General features: G+C 71.2%; 16 protein-coding genes. 6 read left to right on the top strand and 10 right to left on the bottom strand.

What is annotated here, in order from left to right; genetic code table 11:
* Positions 1-173 precede the first annotated feature (173 nt).
* The 5 genes from ACFWBB_RS20090 to sigE form a co-directional block, all read right to left on the bottom strand.
* Positions 174-833, bottom strand: coding sequence for a hypothetical protein (locus tag ACFWBB_RS20090; protein WP_385273883.1), 660 nt, complete (start codon positions 831-833; stop codon positions 174-176).
* A gap of 169 nt (positions 834-1,002) precedes the next feature.
* Positions 1,003-1,473 (bottom strand): sec-independent translocase, encoded by a 471-nt coding sequence (locus ACFWBB_RS20085; RefSeq protein ID WP_385273881.1) that lies wholly within the window; start codon positions 1,471-1,473, stop codon positions 1,003-1,005.
* Between the two features lie 279 nt (positions 1,474-1,752).
* On the bottom strand, positions 1,753-3,381 hold the full coding sequence (locus tag ACFWBB_RS20080; RefSeq protein ID WP_385273901.1) for a trypsin-like peptidase domain-containing protein: 1,629 nt from the start codon (positions 3,379-3,381) through the stop codon (positions 1,753-1,755).
* A gap of 896 nt (positions 3,382-4,277) precedes the next feature.
* Positions 4,278-5,246 carry a zf-HC2 domain-containing protein gene (locus ACFWBB_RS20075; protein WP_385273878.1) on the bottom strand — a complete coding sequence of 323 codons (969 nt, stop codon included), beginning with the start codon at positions 5,244-5,246 and terminating at the stop codon, positions 4,278-4,280.
* Entirely contained in the window at positions 5,243-5,959 is a 717-nt protein-coding gene (gene sigE / locus ACFWBB_RS20070) for an RNA polymerase sigma factor SigE (RefSeq protein WP_385273898.1), read from the bottom strand. Before sigE ends, ACFWBB_RS20075 begins: the two co-directional genes overlap by 4 nt.
* 237 nt (positions 5,960-6,196) lie before the next feature.
* Here sigE and ACFWBB_RS20065 point away from each other — a divergent pair, with 237 nt between their 5' ends.
* Positions 6,197-6,895, top strand: coding sequence for an O-methyltransferase (locus ACFWBB_RS20065; protein WP_385273895.1), 699 nt, complete (start codon positions 6,197-6,199; stop codon positions 6,893-6,895).
* 191 nt (positions 6,896-7,086) lie between these two features.
* Here the strand turns inward: ACFWBB_RS20065 and ACFWBB_RS20060 are convergent, their stop codons facing one another.
* Positions 7,087-7,254: a DUF3117 domain-containing protein gene (locus ACFWBB_RS20060; RefSeq protein WP_003966491.1), complete on the bottom strand. Its 168-nt coding sequence runs from the start codon at positions 7,252-7,254 to the stop codon at positions 7,087-7,089.
* Between the two features lie 376 nt (positions 7,255-7,630).
* Between ACFWBB_RS20060 and ACFWBB_RS20055 the strand changes: the two genes are divergently transcribed.
* A complete protein-coding gene (locus ACFWBB_RS20055) occupies positions 7,631-8,422 on the top strand; it encodes an enoyl-CoA hydratase/isomerase family protein (RefSeq protein ID WP_385273875.1) in 792 nt (263 codons plus the stop codon).
* A gap of 221 nt (positions 8,423-8,643) precedes the next feature.
* Here the strand turns inward: ACFWBB_RS20055 and ACFWBB_RS20050 are convergent, their stop codons facing one another.
* Together ACFWBB_RS20050 and ACFWBB_RS20045 are read right to left on the bottom strand one after the other, a co-directional pair.
* Positions 8,644-9,228, bottom strand: a complete 585-nt coding sequence (locus ACFWBB_RS20050; RefSeq protein WP_385273873.1) for a DNA-3-methyladenine glycosylase I — start codon at positions 9,226-9,228, stop codon at positions 8,644-8,646.
* On the bottom strand, positions 9,225-9,581 hold the full coding sequence (locus ACFWBB_RS20045) for a DivIVA domain-containing protein (protein WP_385273892.1): 357 nt from the start codon (positions 9,579-9,581) through the stop codon (positions 9,225-9,227). The genes ACFWBB_RS20050 and ACFWBB_RS20045 overlap by 4 nt, the downstream gene beginning before the upstream one ends.
* Before the next feature lie 130 nt (positions 9,582-9,711).
* Here ACFWBB_RS20045 and folP point away from each other — a divergent pair, with 130 nt between their 5' ends.
* Positions 9,712-10,572, top strand: coding sequence for a dihydropteroate synthase (gene folP, locus ACFWBB_RS20040; RefSeq protein ID WP_385273870.1), 861 nt, complete (start codon positions 9,712-9,714; stop codon positions 10,570-10,572).
* A 128-nt stretch (positions 10,573-10,700) separates the two neighbouring features.
* Here folP and ACFWBB_RS20035 read toward each other — a convergent pair whose 3' ends face one another.
* Both ACFWBB_RS20035 and dapE read right to left on the bottom strand, forming a co-directional pair.
* Positions 10,701-11,459, bottom strand: a complete 759-nt coding sequence (locus ACFWBB_RS20035) for a TIGR00730 family Rossman fold protein (RefSeq protein WP_385273867.1) — start codon at positions 11,457-11,459, stop codon at positions 10,701-10,703.
* A gap of 149 nt (positions 11,460-11,608) precedes the next feature.
* On the bottom strand, positions 11,609-12,688 hold the full coding sequence (gene dapE, locus ACFWBB_RS20030) for a succinyl-diaminopimelate desuccinylase (protein WP_385273864.1): 1,080 nt from the start codon (positions 12,686-12,688) through the stop codon (positions 11,609-11,611).
* 94 nt (positions 12,689-12,782) lie between these two features.
* Between dapE and ACFWBB_RS20025 the strand changes: the two genes are divergently transcribed.
* The 3 genes from ACFWBB_RS20025 (at position 12,783) to ACFWBB_RS20015 (ending at position 17,250) form a co-directional block, all read left to right on the top strand.
* Complete coding sequence (locus ACFWBB_RS20025; RefSeq protein ID WP_385273861.1) at positions 12,783-13,829, top strand: heavy metal transporter; 1,047 nt, start codon at positions 12,783-12,785, stop codon at positions 13,827-13,829.
* A 389-nt stretch (positions 13,830-14,218) separates the two neighbouring features.
* Positions 14,219-14,668: an ATP-binding protein gene (locus ACFWBB_RS20020; RefSeq protein WP_385273858.1), complete on the top strand. Its 450-nt coding sequence runs from the start codon at positions 14,219-14,221 to the stop codon at positions 14,666-14,668.
* Between the two features lie 941 nt (positions 14,669-15,609).
* Positions 15,610-17,250 carry a hypothetical protein gene (locus tag ACFWBB_RS20015; RefSeq protein ID WP_385273855.1) on the top strand — a complete coding sequence of 547 codons (1,641 nt, stop codon included), beginning with the start codon at positions 15,610-15,612 and terminating at the stop codon, positions 17,248-17,250.
* The last annotated feature ends 464 nt before the right edge of the window (positions 17,251-17,714 follow it).

Here is a 17,714-nt window from a genome sequence, read left to right as displayed (position 1 = left end):
GGCCCCGGCCCCCCCGGGGGCCCCCGCCCCTATACCCCCGCACGACGGGGGGGCGGCCGTCTTTGGCCGGGCGGCCCCCCCCGCTGTCGTACGGATCCGGCGCACGGCCGACCAGGAGCACAGCCGGTCGGCGCGCGGCCGGTCAGGAGCACAGCCGGTCGGCGCGCGGCCGGTCAGGCGTACGTCTCGATGTCCTTGATCATGGCGAAACCGAGGCCGTACGCGCTCATGCCCCTCCCGTACGCCCCCACGTGCACTCCTTGCGAGGTCGAGCCGGCCAGCACCCAGCCGAATTCGGACTCGCGGTAGTGGAAGGGGGTCGGCACGCCGTCGACCGGCAGGGACAGCGTCGACCAGTCCTCCCCCGCGAGGTCGTCGGCGAGTACCCACGCCGTCTCGGTCTGCTGGTCCAGCCAGTCGTCGCGCAGGCTGTGGTCCATCTGGCCCGGCCAGGTGAAGGACAGCAGGCCCACCCCCGCGAGCCAGGCGGCCGAGGACACGGAGGTGGCCTCCAGCAGGCCCGTGCCGTCCGGGCTGCGCCGCACGGGGTTCGCGGCCACGGTCACGACGACCGCGAACTTCCCCCGGTCCTCACCGGCCGTCTCGTGCCGTACGGAGGGTTCGTCACCGTGTCCGATGGAACCGTGCTCGGCGACTCCGTCGGCCGCCGCACCCACCTGCATCAGCCAGCGGGGCCCCGTGAAGGCCTCGTCGAGGCCGTACCAGGGGAAGGGTGCCTCCAGGTAGCCGTCGACCGTACGCCGGGCGGAGGGGACCTGTTGTCCGTCCTCCGCGGCCGGCGTCTGCGCGACTGCGCGACTCGTCGTCTCCATGTGCCCGGACGCCTCCTCGTTCTCGACGGAACGACCGGCCCGCCCCCCTTCGGGCGTACTCGTCCGCTCCGCACAACAACCAGGCAGCATAGCCACCCCGCTCCGGGCTGCCGGGCAGCCGCCCGGCGCGTGCGGAGTGCGCCCCCTCACACCGGGCGGCGCGAGTGGCTCAGGTGGCGTCCGCGTCGAAGGGCGGACGGTCGTCCTTGCCGGGCTCCCCGGGCTTCTTGGTCATGTCGATACGGCCGTCCCCCGACGAACCCGACAGCGCCGACGGACCCGACGAGGAGGAGGGCCCCGAGGCGGAGGTGTCCGTGTCCCGGCTGTGGACCGCGTCCGTGACGTCGGCCATCTCCTTCTTCAGGTCGAAGCCGTTGCGGATCTCCTTCAGCCCCAGCTCGTCGTTGTCCAGCTGCTTGCGGATGAACGTCTTGGGGTTGAGGTCCTCGAACTCGAAGTCCTTGAACTCCGGACCCAGTTCGCTGCGGATGTCCGCCTTGGCGCTCTCCGAGAACTCGCGGATCTTCCGGACGGTGCGCATCACGTCCTGGATGACCTTCGGGAGCTTGTCCGGACCGAAGACGAGCACGGCCAGGACGACGATCGTCACCAGCTCGAGCGGTCCTATGTCATTGAACACCTGAAGCTCCTTGCGATGTCCGCGGTCCTCGGCCCTCGGCCCTCAGTGGTCAAGTTCGGGTCTTCCGTGGTCCGGGCCGGGTCCACGGTACCTGTCGCACCTGTCCGACCGGTACCGTCTCGGGGCCTCCGAGTACGTGTACGCGGCCGGTTTTTCGCGTTGTTTGCCTTGTGGGACCGGGTTCCGGGGCCCGACCTGTGACGTTTCTGTCAATGTCGGGAACGGACCGGGAGGGGGCGGGGACGGGCCGTTCCCGCCGCGGGGCGCGGGCGCGCCGTGTCAGCCACCGCCGGACGAACCGAGGACCAGGGTGAGAGTACGTTCCCGGCCGCCCCGTTCGACCGTCAGCGCCAGCCGGTCGCCGGGGCGGTGGGCGCGGGTCCTGACGATCAGTTCCTCGCCGGAGTGGACGGGCTTGCCGTCGACCTCCGTGATGACGTCACCCGCCCGGACGCCGGCCCGGTCGGCGGGCCCGCCCGCGGTGACCGGGGAGCCCGCGGCGCCTTCCTGCGTACCGACTCGGGCGCCGTCCCCCGCGTAGTCCATGTCGAGCGTGACACCGATGACCGGGTGGGTCGCCCTGCCGGTGTTGATCAGCTCCTCGGCGACGCGCTTGCCCTGGTTGATCGGGATGGCGAAACCCAGGCCGATCGAACCTGCCCCTGCGGTGTCCGAGTCGGTGCCGTCGTCGGCGGAACGGATCGCGGAGTTGATGCCGATGACGCGGCCCCGCGTGTCGAGGAGCGGCCCGCCGGAGTTCCCCGGGTTGATCGGCGCGTCGGTCTGCAGGGCGTCGACGTACGACACGTCGCTCCCGTCCCCGCTCCGGCCGCCGGCGGTGACGGGCCGTTCCCTGGCGCTGATGATGCCGGAGGTGACGGTGCCCTCGAGATCGAAGGGAGCGCCGATGGCGACGACCGGGTCACCGACCCGGACGTTGTCGGAGTTTCCGAGGGAGAGGGGTTTCAGGCCCTTCACCCCGCTCACCCTCACCACGGCGAGGTCGTAACCGCTGTCCCGGCCGACGACCTCGGCCGGGACGGTCTGGCCCCCGTTGAAGACGACCGATATCTTGCCGTCGCCCCCGGCGGGCTCCACGACGTGGTTGTTGGTGAGGATGTAGCCGAGCGCGTCGAGCACGAACCCGGTGCCGGTGCCGGACTCCGCGCTGCCGCTGACGTGCAGTGTGACGACGCCGGGCAGAGCCCGCGCGGCGATCCCGGCCACACTGTCCGCGGGCCGCCCGGTGGGCTCCGCGGAGGCCTGCGGCAGCCGTACGGGGTTGAGCCCGCCGTTGCGCTCCAGATAGGCGCCCACGGCTCCGCCGAGCCCGCCGGAGACCAGCGCGACGGCCAGCGCTCCCCCCAGCAGCCGCTTCCGCGTCCGGCGACGCCGCTCGCCCTCGGTGAGCGTTACCGCGTCGGGGTACTGGCCGAGCCCGCCCGCCCCGGTGTACTGGAGGGACCCGCCTCCGAGGGGAGCTCCGGAGCGTGAGGCCCCGGGGCCCGTGGCCCCGGCGGCGGGAATGGCGGACCAGGGGTCGTAGCGATGCCAGGGATCGACAGCAACCCCCGGCGCGGCGCCCGACCCGGCCAGCGGACCCGTCCCTGCGGCAGACGCGGAACCCGACGCCGGCACCGGACCTGTGCCGGCCCCAGGCGCGAGGCCCGACGCAGGCAGAGGATGCGTGCCGGTTCCAGGTACGGAACCCGGCACGGGCAGAGGACCCGAGCCAACGGCAGGCGCGGGACCTGACGCGGGCAGAGGACCGGTGCCGACCCCAGGCGCGAGGCCCGACGAGGGCACAGGACACGGGCCGACGGCAGGCGCGGGCGGCAGGCCCGGGCCGACGCCAGGTGCGGCGTCAGGGACGCTGCCGAGCGCGGGCGTCGTCGCCGCCGGGTGCAGGACAGGGGGTGCGGGCGCCCAGGGACCCGGTTCGCCGTAGGGCGGGGTGCTGTAGGGATCGGGGTCGTGCAGAGGCCTGGGCCGTTCGTCAGTCACCGGGCCCTCTGAGGGAGCCGCCCCGGCGGAGCGGACACCGCCGGCTCGGCTGCCCGGGTGGGCGGCGGGCCCAACAGCCTCCGGGCACTCCTGCCCTGCCTGGCCCACCCGGTCGGCCTCGGCCGCGTGGCCCGCCTGATCCACCTCGCCTGCGTAATCCGCCTGGCCCGCTTGGTCCACCTGGCCTGGGTACTCCGCCTGGCGCGCTTGATCCACCTGGCCCGGCTCGGCCGGGTGGGCCGCCCGGGCCACCCGGTCCGTCTTCGTCGGCGGGTCGGTCAGGTCGGCCGACGAAGCTCCGGCCGGTTGGAGTCCCGCCTGGCCCGTGGGGCGGCTCAGTTCGTAGTCGCCGTCGCCGTCGTCAGGAGCGGCGACGGGGTTGTCGGCGACGGCGTCGTCCGCGTCGAGGTCGGCCTTCGTGGCCGCAGTCGCATCGCTGGGGGCCGGTCCTGTGGGGCGGGCCAGTTCGAAGTCGCCGGGGTCTTCGGTCCTGGTCGACGGTGGGCGGCTCGTGGTCTCCTCGGGGGCCGGCTGCGCCGTCGGGTCCTCGACCGGGTCCGCGGGGCGTTGTCGCCCCACGGAGGCCTGCGGTCGAGGCCGGCTCCACCACTTCGCCCTCGTGGACTTCCCCTCGTCCATGCTCTCCCCCACTCGAGCCCCTCACCCCGGAGCCGCAGTACCGAACGGGCGGCACAGGCTCCGGCACCGGCCCGGCGAAATCCGCTTCGCGCCCGGCTGCCTGGCAGGACGCGGTCCTCCCAGGATTCAACCAGGTTCGCGCCGGGCGGCGCAGGGCCCCGTCAGCGGGTGTTCTGCGAGGAGGGCGAGGTGGTGCCGGCGGGAACGGGCGCGGCGAGCGGACCGGGCCCGGTTGCCCCGGGTGCGGTGGTGGTCAGGGCCGTCAGGGCGATCGGCGAGGTGGTGCCCAGCGGACGTATCAGCGGGGACATCACCGCGGCGCCGGCCACCATGGGCGAGGTGAGCCGGTGCAGGGCCTCTTCGACCGGACCACCGGCCGGAGAGGGCACGCCGGGCAGCAGCGGTGCGGACACCTCGGTCGGGGCGACCGGGGTGTCGCCGAGCTGGCCGCCCTGGGAGAGCAGGGGGCCGGCGGCTCGGCGGCGCAGGCTCTCCGAGGTCGTCGCGGAGCCCGTGCCCGGCGTGCGGGCCGGTGTCACATTGCTCCCGGAGCCCGCGCCCCCCCGGCTGTCGGCGGTGGTGTCGATCGGAGCGACGGTCGTCATACCGCCCAGTGCGATCGCGGCCAGCGACACCGCGCCGGCGGCGACGAACGCGAACCGCATACTGCGCGAACGCTCGGCGTCATGGCGGTCGCCACGGCCGACGGGATGGATACGGAAGCCCCGGTCCGAGGCAGGTGAGAGTACGGACCCGTGGTCGTGGGCGGGTACGTAGCCGAACTCGAACGACTCGTCCCGTCTCGTCCCTCTCACTCCGAAGGCTCCGTCGCCGAACCCTCCCCCGCCCAGCGGCGTACCACCGCTGTCCGGGTCACCTCCTGCGGGGAGTCCCTGAAGGCGGGCCAGGAAACTCTCGGAGGGAGCGGGCGGGGCGACTTCGGCGAAGACGTTCTTCAGCCGGCGCTGCGCGTCGACCTCCGACTTGCACCTGGGGCAGGTCGCCACGTGCGCGAGTACACGCTCACGGGTGTCATGTCCGAGCTCGCCGTCCACCAGGGCGGACAGCCGGTCTCCGAGATGCTGCTCCGCGAGGAGCCTCTCGGTGGCGTTGTGCCGGGATCCACTCACGCGGTCGCGCCCCTTCCTCCTCCCAGAGCGGGAACGCGGGGCACGAAGGAGCGGCGCTCGGCACGCGCTTCGGGTGAGCGGTGCGCGAGGGCCTTGCGCAGCTGCGAACGGCCGCGGTGGATACGCGAGCGGACCGTGCCCAGCTTGACGCCCAGGGTCGCGGCGATCTCCTCGTAGGACAGGCCTTCGATGTCGCAGAGGACGACCGCGGCGCGGAACTCCGGCGCCAGGGTGTCGAGGGCCTGCTGGACGTCCGCGTCGAAGTGGGCGTCGTTGAAGATCTGCTGCGGGTTGGGCTCCTTGCTGGGCAGCCGCTCGGCCGCGTCCTCGCCGAGCGCGTCGAAGCGGATGCGCTGCTTGCGACGGACCATGTCCAGGAAGAGGTTGGTGGTGATGCGGTGCAGCCAGCCCTCGAAGGTGCCCGGGGTGTACGTCGACAGGGAGCGGAAGACGCGCACGAAGACCTCCTGGGTGAGGTCCTCGGCGTCGTGCTGGTTGCCGGTCAGACGGTAGGCGAGCCGGTAGACCCGGCCGCTGTGCATGCTGACGATCTCCTCCCACGTGGGCGGAGTCCACGCCTGCCCGTCCGCGTCGGTGGAGAAGGTCGCGGTCTGGGCGGGGACGGCGGCGATGCCGGCGGCCTGGCTGTGGTCAGCAGCGGTGTCGTTCACGGATTCCGGCCTGCCCGCCGACCCGAGAAAGCGCCGCAGCACTCCTCCCCGATCCACATGCACGGCCGCACCTCCCCTGTCGGCTCTGGTGGTGATGTCCAGTGGAGCACCTACCATAGCCACCTCGCCCGTTAGCTCCGGATAAGCGGTTTTACGAGAAATTGATGTGCGCTGATACGGCTCATACGGCTGCGTCAGCACTTGCTCGGCACCCGGTCCTCCATCGTGATTCAACCGTGTCCCCCGTTGTCGTTCCCACCCCTTCAAACGTCCGGTCCCATCTGCGGGTTCCCGGCGCCAACGGATACAGTCACGCCGAGGCAACCACGGGGACAGGAGAGGGTCATTACCGGCAACCGGCAGGCAAGCTGGGCGTTCGCCGACGCCTATGCCGCCGAGGACGAAGCACTGCACTGGGCCCGTGACCGGGCACGTGAGGCAGGGCTGCGCTCGGTGTCGCCCAGCACGGGCGCCGCGCTGCGGATGCTCGCCGCCACCGTGGACGCGAAGGCGGTCGCGGAGATCGGTACCGGTACCGGCGTCTCCGGGATCCACCTGCTGCACGGGATGCGCCCGGACGGCGTCCTGACGACCGTCGACCCCGAGCCCGAGCACCAGCAGTTCGCCCGGCAGGCCTTCCGCGCCTGCGGCTTCGCCAGCAACCGGGCCCGGTTCATCCCCGGCCGCGCGCTCGACGTCCTGCCCCGCCTCGCGGACGTCGGCTACGACCTCGTCTTCTGCGACGGTGACCGGCTCGAACTCCTGGAGTATCTCGCCGAATCGTTGCGCCTGCTGAGACCGGGTGGCCTCGTCGTCTTCGAGGGCGTCTTCGCCAACGGCCGCACGGTCGATTCGGGGCCGCAGCCCACGGAGGTCATAAGAATCCGGGAGTTGCTGCGGTCGGTGCGCGAGAGCCAGGAGCTGGTGCCCTCCCTGCTGCCGGTGGGCGACGGACTGCTGTGCGCGGTCAAGCGCTGAGGCACTGAGGCGCGCGCTGAGGCGCTGAGCCCGGGGGTCCGCCGACGGCGTGCTCCACAGGCAATACTGCGGGCGGCCCTTGGGCCTTTCGGGCTAGGCGGACCCGGCGGACCGCGGGAAATCCGGCAAAACAACCGCTCCGGCACCCAGAAGGATGCCGGAGCGGTTGAAAGAGTAGGGTCGCTTGCGCGTCAGCCGACGACCTTCTTGAGGGCGTCGCCGAGCGCGTCGGCCTCGTCGGGGGTCAGCTCGACGACGAGTCGACCGCCGCCTTCGAGCGGAACGCGCATGACGATGCCCCGCCCCTCCTTGGTCACCTCGAGCGGGCCATCACCCGTTCGCGGCTTCATGGCCGCCATGCTCGTTCCCCTTCCTGAAACCAGCTCATCGCCAAAGCCGACGGCCCATGGAGGGCAGCCGCGACCCAGCGTGGGACTCGCGACACCGGCATCGAACACATTGCTTCCAGGCCATTATCCCGCATCTCAGGACCCGATGACCAACATCAGTCGGCATCGCTTGGGCAACGCGCGCGAGCAAAACCACTCAATTCGGCGATGTGACTGCGATACTGCACCGCCGCACGGACTTCCGCGCACCGGAAACCCTCCCGAATTCTTTGACGCAGGTCACACGTCGGGTCGGGCCCGCGGACGGTGATCTCCGCCATGCTGTCCTCGTACACCGGGTGTACTGACCAGTAGTACGCCCGAGCCGCGACGGAGGGGAAACGCCATGGCCGACACCGTGCTCTACGAAGTGAGCGACGGGCTCGCGACGATCACGCTGAACCGCCCGGAGGCGATGAACGCGCTGAACATCGCGACCAAGGCCGCCCTCCGGGAGGCGGTCCAGTCCGCGACCACCGACGACGCCGTACGGGCCGTACTGCTGACCGCCGCAGGCGAGCGGGCGTTCTGCGTGGGACAGGACCTCAAGGAGCACATCGCACTGCTGGCCGAGGGCTCGAAGGAGGTCATGAGCACGGTCGCGGAGCACTACAACCCGATCGTGCGGGCACTGACCGAGGCGCCGAAGCCGGTGATCGCCGCCGTGAACGGCGTCGCCGCCGGAGCCGGTTTCGGTTTCGCGCTGGCCGCGGACTACCGCCTGGTGGCCGACACGGCGTCCTTCAACACCTCGTTCGCGGGGGTCGCGCTCACCGCCGACTCAGGTGTCTCGTGGACCCTGCCCCGGGTGATCGGCCCGGGCCGCGCCGCCGACCTGCTGCTCTTCCCGCGCAGCATCACCGCCAAGGAGGCGTACGAGCTGGGCATCGCCAACCGGATCGTCCCGGCGGCCTCGCTGCGGACCGCGGCCGAGCAGCTGGCGCGGATGCTGGCCGAGGGGCCGACGGTGGCGTACGCGGCGATCAAGGAGTCCGTCGCGTACGGGTTCTCCCACTCGCTCGCCGAGACGCTGGTGAAGGAGGACGAGCTGCAGACCCGGGCGGGGGCGTCGGAGGACCACACGATCGCGGTGCGGGCGTTCGTCGAGAAGGGAACGCCGAAGTACCTGGGCCGCTGAGTCCGGGACGGCGAGCGGCGCCGCCGCGCGTCGGCGCTTACGCCGCGCCCCTCAGGCAGATCTGCCGGCCGGACGGTCCGCCCGGCCGGTTCCGCCCAGCCAAGTCCCCTCGGACAGCTCTGCTCGGACAGCTCTGCTCGGCCGGCACCGCTCGGCCGGCACCGCTCGGCCGGCACCGCTCAGGCAGCTCCGCTGGGACAGCCCTGCTCAGGCAGGTCCGCTCAGGCAGGTCTGCTCACGCAGGTTTCCAAATGGTCGTTCACCAGGCCGCACGCCTGCATCAGCGCGTACGCCGTCGTCGGGCCCACGAAGCGCAGGCCCCGCTTCTTCAGGGCCTTCGACAGGGCGGTCGACTCCTCCGTCACCGCCGGGACGTCGGCCAGGGTCTTGGGGACCGGACGGGCTGCCGGGTCGGGCGCGTGCGACCAGATCAGCTCGTCCAGGTCGCCGGGCGCCCAGTCGGCCAGCACGCGCGCGTTGGCGAGGGTGGCGTCGACCTTGGCACGGTTGCGGATGATGCCCGGGTCGGCGAGGAGGCGTTCGCGGTCCTCGTCGGTGAAGGCCGCGACCGAGGCGATCTTGAAGTCGGCGAAGGCCGTGCGGAAGCCGGGGCGGCGGCGCAGGATCGTGATCCAGGACAGGCCGGACTGGAAGGCCTCGAGGCTGAGGCGCTCGAACAGCGCGTCGTCGCCGTGGACCGGGCGGCCCCACTCCTCGTCGTGGTACGTCACGTAGTCCGGCGTGGACAGGGCCCAGGGGCAGCGCGGCGCGCCGTCCGCGCCGGCCAGGGCACTCCCGTCACTCACTGGTGGTCCTCCGGGGCCGGCTTCTCCATGGAGACCTGGCCGGCGCCGGCCGGGGTCCTGGCGCCGGCCAGGGCGGACTCCAGGTCGGCGATGCGGGCGTCGCGTTCGGCGAGTTCGGCGGCGACGCGGTTGAGGGCGTCGTCCACGTCGGCCATCCGGTAGCCGCGGACGGCCAGCGGGAAGCGGAGGTGGTCGAGGTCGGACCGGTCGACCGGGCGGTCCGCGGGCAACGGGTCGTGCAACCGCTCGGGGGCGACCTCCGGCAACGGGCCGGTGCCTTCGCCGCCGCCCACCACGGCGAGTGTCACCGCGGCGACCACGACGGCGAGCGCGATGACCAGGAACAAGAACATAACCATCGGTGGGTCCCCATGCTCGGAGTGCTCGAAGTGGATGTGCTTGGGTCCGATCGTGCCATGCGGGTCCGACGGTTAGGGTCGCAGGCGGTGGATGTGCGGGACGTACTAGGAGAGGTCACAGGGGATGCTCAGGCTGGGCAGGCGTGAATTCGGCGCGCACGAGCCGGTGATCATGGCGATCGTGAACCGGACTCCCGACTCCTTCTACGACCAGGGGGCGACCTTCCGTGACGAGCCGGCCCTCGCGCGCGTGGAGCAGGCGGTGGCGGAGGGCGCGGCCGTCATCGACGTCGGTGGCGTCAAGGCCGGTCCCGGTGAGGAGGTCACCGCGCAGGAGGAGGCCCGGCGGACCGTCGGCTTCGTGGCCGAGGTGCGACGGCGCTTCCCGGACGTGATCATCAGCGTGGACACCTGGCGGGCCGAGGTCGGGGAGGCGGTCTGCGAGGCGGGGGCCGACGTGCTCAACGACGCCTGGGGCGGCGTGGACCCACGGCTGGCGGAGGTCGCGGCGCGGTACGGGGCCGGGCTGGTGTGCACGCACGCGGGGGGCGCCGAGCCGCGGACGCGTCCGCATCGGGTGACGTACGACGACGTCATGGCCGACATCCTGCGGGTGACCGTGGGGCTCGCTGAGCGGGCGGCGGAGCTGGGGGTGCCGAGGGAGTCGATCATGATCGATCCCGGGCACGACTTCGGGAAGAACACCCGGCACAGTCTGGAGGCGACCCGGCGGCTCGGGGAGATGGTCGAGACGGGGTGGCCGGTGCTGGTGTCCCTGTCCAACAAGGACTTCGTGGGCGAGTCGCTGGACCGGCCGGTGAAGGAGCGGGTCGTCGGGACGCTGGCCACCACCGCCGTGTCGGCGTGGCTCGGGGCGCAGGTGTACCGGGTGCACGAGGTGGCGGAGACTCGGCAGGTGCTGGACATGGTCGGCGCCATCGCGGGGCATCGGGCGCCGGCGGTGGCGCGGCGGGGGCTCGCCTAGCTTTTCTCGCCCCCGCCGCCCCTTCCCGTCCCGGACCTGAGGGCTGCGCCCCCAGACCCCCGCTTCGGCCCCGAAAGGGCCTCGTCCTCAATCTCCCCCAGAGGGGGCCCCGTACGGGCTGAAGAGCGTCAGCGGCCCGCCTCCTTCGACACCAGGGCCACCGCCTCCTCCACGTCGTCCGTGACGTGGAAGAGGAGGAGGTCCTTCTCGGAGGCCTTGCCCTGGGCGATCAGGGTGTTCTTCAGCCAGTCGATCAGGCCGCCCCAGTACTCCGTGCCGAAGAGGACGATCGGGAAGCGGGTGACCTTCTGGGTCTGGACGAGGGTGAGGGCCTCGAAGAGTTCGTCCAGGGTGCCGAGGCCGCCGGGCAGGACCACGAAGCCCTGCGCGTACTTCACGAACATCATCTTCCGCACGAAGAAGTAGCGGAAGTTCAGGCCGATGTCGACGTACGGGTTGAGGCCCTGTTCGAAGGGGAGCTCGATGCCCAGCCCCACCGAGACGCCGCCCGCGTCGGACGCCCCCTTGTTGGCGGCCTCCATCGCGCCCGGGCCGCCGCCCGTGATGACGGCCCACCCGGCGTCTACGAGGGCGCTGCCGAGGCGTACGCCCGCCTCGTACTCCGGGGAGCCGACCGATGTGCGGGCGGATCCGAACACGCTGATCGCCGGGGGGAGTTCGGCGAGGGTGCCGAAGCCCTCGATGAACTCCGACTGGATGCGCAGCACCCGCCAGGGGTCCGTGTGCACCCAGTCCGAGGGCGCCCGTTCGTCCAGCAGCCGCTGGTCGGTCGTGCTCGCCTGCACCTGGTCCCGCCTGCGGAGGACCGGTCCCAGGCGCCGTTCGTCCGGTGGCTGCTTCTTGCCCTCGGGGTTCCCTGTAGCCATGGTGAGCTCCCTCCGCGATCGGGGTCTCCCCGGCTCGGGCGAAGCCGCGAGCCGGGGAGATTCGTTCCACCTCAGCGTAGATCCAGGCGGGTTACGGACGGGGGACGTCGGCGTGTCCGCCGTACAGCGGCGACGCGCCGGACGTCCCCTCAGGTGGTGAGCCAGGTCCTCAGACGCTCCTCGCCCGCCAGGATCTTGGCCGTTTCCACGCGTTCGTCCCGCTTGTGCGCCAAGTGCGGGTTGCCGGGGCCGTAGTTGACCGCGGGGACGCCCAGCGCGGAGAAGCGACTCACGTCCGTCCAGCCGTACTTGGGCATCGGGGTGCCGCCGACCGCCTTGATGAAGGCCGCCGCGGCCGGGTGGGAGAGGCCGGGGAGGGCGGCGGGACTGTGGTCGTCGACCACGAACTCCGCCACTCCGCAGTCGGCGAAGACCTCACGGACGTGGGCGACGGCCTCCTCCTCGCTGCGGTCCGGCGCGTAGCGGAAGTTGACGGTGACGACGCACTCGTCGGGGATGACGTTGCCGGCCACCCCGCCCGTGATGCCGACCGCGTTGAGCCCCTCGCGGTACTCCAGGCCGTCGATGACCGGGTAGCGCGGCTCGTAGGAGGCGAGGCGGGCGAGGATCGGGGCCGCCGCGTGGATGGCGTTGGAGCCCATCCAGCTGCGCGCCGAGTGGGACCGTTCACCCTTCGTCTTCAGCAGGACCCGCAGGGTGCCCTGGCAGCCGCCCTCCACCTGGCCGTCGGAGGGCTCGAGCAGCACGGCGAAGTCACCGGCCAGCCACTCCGGACGGTGCTCGGCCACGTGCTTGAGGCCGTTGAGGTCGGCGGCGACCTCCTCGTTGTCGTAGAAGACGAAGGTCAGGTCGCGGTTGGGCGCCGGGACCGTCGCCGCGATGCGCAGCTGGACCGCCACCCCCGACTTCATGTCACAGGTGCCGCAGCCCCACAGGACCCCGTCCTCGTCCAGCCGCGAGGGGACGTTGCCGGCGATCGGGACCGTGTCGATGTGGCCGGCGAGGACCACGCGCTCCGCGAGGCCCAGGCTCGTACGCGCGACCACGTTGTTGCCGTAGCGGTCCACCGTCAGGTGGGGCAGTGCGCGCAGGACGGTCTCGATCGCGTCCGCGAGCGGCTTCTCGGTGCCGCTCTCCGAACGGAAGTCGACGAGCCGCGCGGTGAGTGCGGCGGCGTCCAGAGTGAGGTCAAGCGGGGTGTCGGCCATGCCGTCGACCCTAACGCGCCGACTGACGGTCCCGGTTTTCCCCACTCTGCGCAGCGCCCTCCTGCTCCTCAGTACTCTCCAGTACCTTGTACCCGTGCCGAAGCCGCCCCCCTCCCCCAAGCGCCGCGGCCGCCTCCTCCGTTTCGGGGCGTCCTGCGTGGTCCTGTCCGCCGTCGCGGGTTATGTCGTGGTGCAGTACGTCACCGGCGGCACGGGAGATCCGGGCTGCAGAGTCGCCGCCGGCGGCGGGAGCGGGGCGGCCTACGAGTTCACGCCGGAGCAGGCGGTGAACGCGGCCACGATCGCCGCCGTCGGCACCGACCGGGCGATGCCCGAGCGGGCCGTGGCGATCGCGCTCGCGACCGCCCTCCAGGAGTCGGGACTGCGCAACCTCACCCATGGCGACCGGGATTCGCTCGGCCTGTTCCAGCAGCGGCCCTCCCAGGGCTGGGGCACCGCGAAGCAGGTCACGGACCCGGCGTACGCGGCGAACATCTTCTACGAGCACCTCGCCAAGGTCCCCGACTACACCGGGCTACCGCTCACTGTCGCCGCGCAGCGCGTGCAGCGCAGCGGCTATCCGGAGGCGTACGCCAAGCACGAGCCGGACGCCACGGTGCTGGCCGCCGCGTTGACCGGGACCTCGCCTGCCACGCTGACCTGCAACGGCCGCTCGGACAGCACGACGAAGGCCACGGGCCCCGACGCGGTGCGGGCGGCGCTGGTCCGCGACTTCGGGCGGGAGGCGCTCCAGCAGACGGGCGCGGAGGTGGCGGCGGAGGGTTCCTCACCCGCCGCCTCGCCCTCCCCGTCGTCTTCGGGCGGCACCGGCACAGACCCGGGTACGGACTCCGGTGCGCCGGCCGCCGAGAGCGGTGGGCGGACCGTGACGCTGCCCGTGGCCGGGGACACCGCCGCCGGTGGACGCAGCGCCGGCGAGCGCGGCTGGCAGCTGGCGCACTGGGCGGTGGCCAACTCCTCGGCGCTGCGCATCGAGCGCGTCTCGTACGCGGGCCGGGAGTGGGTCGCCGGGAACACCGACAGCCGGTGGCGGGCGACCGGCTCCACCACCGCGGAGGCCGCCGGGTCCGCGGGGGCGGGCGGCCGCACCGGCAGCGTACGGATAGTGACCGCTCAGTAGTACGGGTCCTCACTCGGTCGGGTCACGTGCGGGACGTCCCGGTGGCCACGTGTTCAGGTTTTCGCGCCGTCACCCCCGTAACCGGCGAATCCCTTGCGGACAAAGGGCTGCGAGGGTTGGACGGACTTTCACATCGGGCCGCTTTTGCCCGCTTTTATCCGCAGCCGATAATGCGACGCATTGCCAACTCTTTGCGTCGGCCGTGCGCAACCTTCGTGGGCTTCGAGCGGTAGTCACTGCGTCCGGGCCCGGACAGACAGGCAGTCACAGCAGTAACAGACAGCAGCCGCAGACAGCAGCCGCAGACAGCAGTCGCAACAGCCGTCACAGGCAGCAGTCACAGGCAGCAGTCACAGACAGTTCTTGTTCTCTCCCGTCGAAGGAGCATCATGTCCCTCCCCCTGACCCGCCGGATCGCCCGCGCCGCGCTGCTCGTCGCTGCAGGAGCGGCCGCCGGGGTCGGTGCGGCCGGCTCCGCCAGTGCGGCTCCCAGCCTTCCCGCCGCGCCGAACCTCGGCGGACTGACCGCCCTGGACGCGGCGGGCGTCGGCAACACCGTCGACGGCGCGACGCAGAACGTCACCGGGCTCGCGGGTGAGACCGGTGGCAAGGCCGTCAAGCAGGCGGTGCCGACCGCGGGCAAGGCCGGTGGCAAGGCCGTGAAGAAGGCGGCTCCGGCGGCGCAGAAAGCGGCCGGCGAGGCGGCGGGCTCCGCCGGGAACCTCCTCGGGGACACCGCCTCGACCGCCACGAAGGGCGGACTGCCGACGGACTCCCTCACGAAGGGCGGGCTGCCCGGCGCCAAGACCCTGCCGGTGAAGGGCCTGCCGCTCGGCTGACGCCCGCAGCACTCGAGCCGGTGACGGGGTCCAGGATTCTCCCTGGGCCCCGTCTCGGCGTCTTGGACCTGTCCGGGCGATCACGAGGCCCCTTGCGGTGGCCGTGGCGGAAGGACCTGATGAGTGCAGTGGAGATGAACCGCGCGGAGGCAGTCGCGCTCGCGCGGCGCGTCATGGACGCGGGCTGCGCCTCCGACGAGGTGGCCGGCTGGCTGGACAGCCTCGACAGAGCCCTGGCATGCCCGCCTGGGCACGTCAGCGACTGGATCCCCTGTCCGCCGGAGCGGGGGCTTTCGGCCCCTCCGCGCGGTCGGTGGACATCGCGGACGTGCAGGGCCTCGGACCCGGCCGCCCCGATCCAGGTCGAGAACCAGCCTGCCCTGCGGTCCTAGGCGCAGGCCCTGAAGACGACCGCCCACACCACGGGCGCGAGCGGCTACGGCACCACCGAGCCCCGCCGTCAGGCCGGCCTGCCGCAGTGGCTGTGGTGGCGGATGACGTTCATCGACAAGCCCGTCAACCAGAAGCCCAACCGGCTGTGAACGCTCGACGCCACCGATCAGCCCCGCGCCCAGGTCACCGTCCTCGCCTCCACCGCCCACACCCCGTCGGCACCAGCAAGTAGCAGCCACACCCCCCGGAGCGCCGCGCCCACCACCGTGCGGGCGCGGCGCTCCCCTGTTCGCCAGTGAGTTGCGGATGCCCTTCGCCTGCCCGTACCGGAAACGAACTCAGCAACTGCACGCGCAGCTCGAGCGGTGCGGATCCTCCGAGAACGGGCAGCTTGCCGTCAGCCCGTCACCGACAGGCTGAACCACGCCCGTTCGCTTCCCGCCACTCGCGGCGAGCACGCGAGTGAGGCCCAGTTGACGAGGCACGTCAATGCCCCAAAACGACCTCACCATCCAGCCATGATGTCCAAAAGGTCCACTGTGCCACCTATGTGGCTGCATGAGATTGGAGGTGCCGTGTTGGCGATCAGGCGAAGATACGGTCGGATTCTGCCCCTCACGGCCGCGTTGCTTGCGCTGGGCTTCATCCTGCCCGAGACGGCGACCAGTGCTCGGGCCAGCGACGGCGACACCATCGTGGCAACGGAGCAAATCCAAGCATCTGAGGCGACAGTAGTAACGCCTCGGGGGAACGACCAAAGCAAAGACACCAGGGAGGCCAGGGGAGCTCTCCGAACAGAAACCGCTCAAAAACTTGGCGATGCGCGAGACGTGCAGCCGCAGAAGCGCCCGAAGACCGGCGGTATGGAGACCTCATATGCCCGCCCGCCGGCCAGTCGGCAGAGCTTCGAAGGTCCCAACCAGGGAACACTGCCGGATCTCCCGCCAGACACTCACGGTGCAGTTGGTCTGAGGCATTTCGTGGAGGTCACGAACGGCACCGGTCTGGGGATCTTCAGGAAATCAGACGGTGCGAACGTGGCAACCGTGTCGCTCGCCAGCTTCTTCGGCTACACCACGACGAGGATCTTCGACCCACGGGTCGTCTACGACAAGCAGCGAGACCGGTGGGTTGTTGTTGCGGAGGCGTTCCCGGAGCCGAACACGACGGTTCAGAACGTCTTCCTCGCAGTGTCAACAACCTCGGACCCCACAGGCTCCTTCTTCGTCTACAGGATGGACGTACCGGAGGGAGCGGACTTCTTCGACTACCCGCAGCTCGGGCTGAACGAAGACGCCGTGATCATCACAGGCAGCATCTTCGACTCCGCCGACGTCTACCTCCGCACACGGGCGTTCGGAATCCCCAAGTCCGCCATCTACCGCGGGGCCGGCTTCTCGATCCCCTACTTCAATCTCGGCAGCCCGGGAACCGTGGCGCCGCCGATTGTCGAGGACGGCAGCCCGAACGCCTTCCTACTGTCGGCCAGTGTCACCGCACCCAATGCGCTGCGCCTGTTCCGGGCCAGGGGCCTGGGCACGCCCGACGCGACCATCGCTCCGGCCATCGACGTGCCGGTACCGACGTTTGCCGCACCGCCCGCCGCCCGTCAGCCCGGGGTGGCCGACCGGCTCGATGCACTCGACGGTCGATTCCAGAATGCCAGCACCCAGATCGGCAATCAGCTGCTCAACGTGCACTCGATCGCGACGGGTGGGGGCGGATTCCCGACCCCGAGGTGGTATCAGATCAACACCACCACTGCCACCGTGCCTGCTGGTCGTTCCGGCCTGGTCTTCGAGTCCAGTGACTCGGACGACTTCAACCCGGCGGTGGTCGGCTCGTCTGTGGGGGGAACCAGAGACAATCCGATCGGGCGAATGTTCTTCACCTGGTCGGCGACAGATGTTCTCGGCACTGATCTCCACCAGGCCAGAGTGAAGGGCGCGAGCCGCTTCGCGACCGATCCGGTGAATGTCACCGGAGGGACGACCTTCGCGGAGGCGACGGCCCCCTACAACCCCTCGCCACTTCCCATCGAACGCTGGGGAGACTACTCGGCAGTCACCATCGACCCCGTCCGCGATCGGTGCCGCAGCGGCAACGGGCAAAGCGCCTGGCTGGTCAACGAGCGGCACACGACTCCCACCCAGTGGGGATCACGCATCGGGCGTCTCGGCCTCTGCTAGTCAGCGCAGGCCCCTCTCCCCGCCCTGGAACTGGAGGGGTGCTCTCGCGCCCGTCCAGCTCCAGAGTCATTTTGTGCGCGGCGTCGCACGGCTTCCTAAAGTGGAAAGCGAAAGATTCGCTATCGGCTGGTGTGATGCTTTCCAGCGGCGAGGAGCGCAGACGTGCAAGCGCTTCGACCGAACCCTCTGTCCCGCCTCCCACGCGCCCTGGTGCCGCGGCGGCGGTACAGACGAGGGTTTCTTCTCGGCGCCGCGCTGCTGGTCACCGTGGCAGCGCTCGCCCTGGGATGCCAGAGTCCGGGCGGTCAGCATTCGAGTCAGTCTTCCGCGACTCCCAGTGGGGCCTCTGGAGTGAAGGGCGTGGTCATCACGTGGCCCGTTTGCCCGATCGAGAGGGTCTCCGGGAAAGAACGGGAGGGCGGCTGCCAGGGCACACCGACGGCGGCCACCCTCCAGGTCAGGGA

Origin of the sequence: Streptomyces sp. NPDC060000, from assembly GCF_042737375.1 — a bacterium.
In the GTDB taxonomy this organism is placed as follows: Bacteria; Actinomycetota; Actinomycetes; order Streptomycetales; family Streptomycetaceae; genus Streptomyces.
The sequence above is the reverse complement of the archived record's forward strand: the minus strand, read 5'-3'. Positions and strand labels throughout refer to the sequence as shown.

Excerpts from the sequence above, each read along its gene's own strand:
- ACFWBB_RS20090 (WP_385273883.1), bottom strand. The coding sequence starts at position 833 with ATGGAGACGACGAGTCGCGCAGTCGCGCAGACGCCGGCCGCGGAGGAC.
- ACFWBB_RS20060 (WP_003966491.1), bottom strand. The coding sequence starts at position 7,254 with ATGGCGGCCATGAAGCCGCGAACGGGTGATGGCCCGCTCGAGGTGACC.
- ACFWBB_RS20055 (WP_385273875.1), top strand. The coding sequence starts at position 7,631 with ATGGCCGACACCGTGCTCTACGAAGTGAGCGACGGGCTCGCGACGATC.
- ACFWBB_RS20045 (WP_385273892.1), bottom strand. The coding sequence starts at position 9,581 with ATGTTCTTGTTCCTGGTCATCGCGCTCGCCGTCGTGGTCGCCGCGGTG.
- folP (WP_385273870.1), top strand. The coding sequence starts at position 9,712 with ATGCTCAGGCTGGGCAGGCGTGAATTCGGCGCGCACGAGCCGGTGATC.
- ACFWBB_RS20035 (WP_385273867.1), bottom strand. The coding sequence starts at position 11,459 with ATGGCTACAGGGAACCCCGAGGGCAAGAAGCAGCCACCGGACGAACGG.
- dapE (WP_385273864.1), bottom strand. The coding sequence starts at position 12,688 with ATGGCCGACACCCCGCTTGACCTCACTCTGGACGCCGCCGCACTCACC.
- ACFWBB_RS20020 (WP_385273858.1), top strand. The coding sequence starts at position 14,219 with ATGTCCCTCCCCCTGACCCGCCGGATCGCCCGCGCCGCGCTGCTCGTC.
- ACFWBB_RS20015 (WP_385273855.1), top strand. The coding sequence starts at position 15,610 with ATGTGGCTGCATGAGATTGGAGGTGCCGTGTTGGCGATCAGGCGAAGA.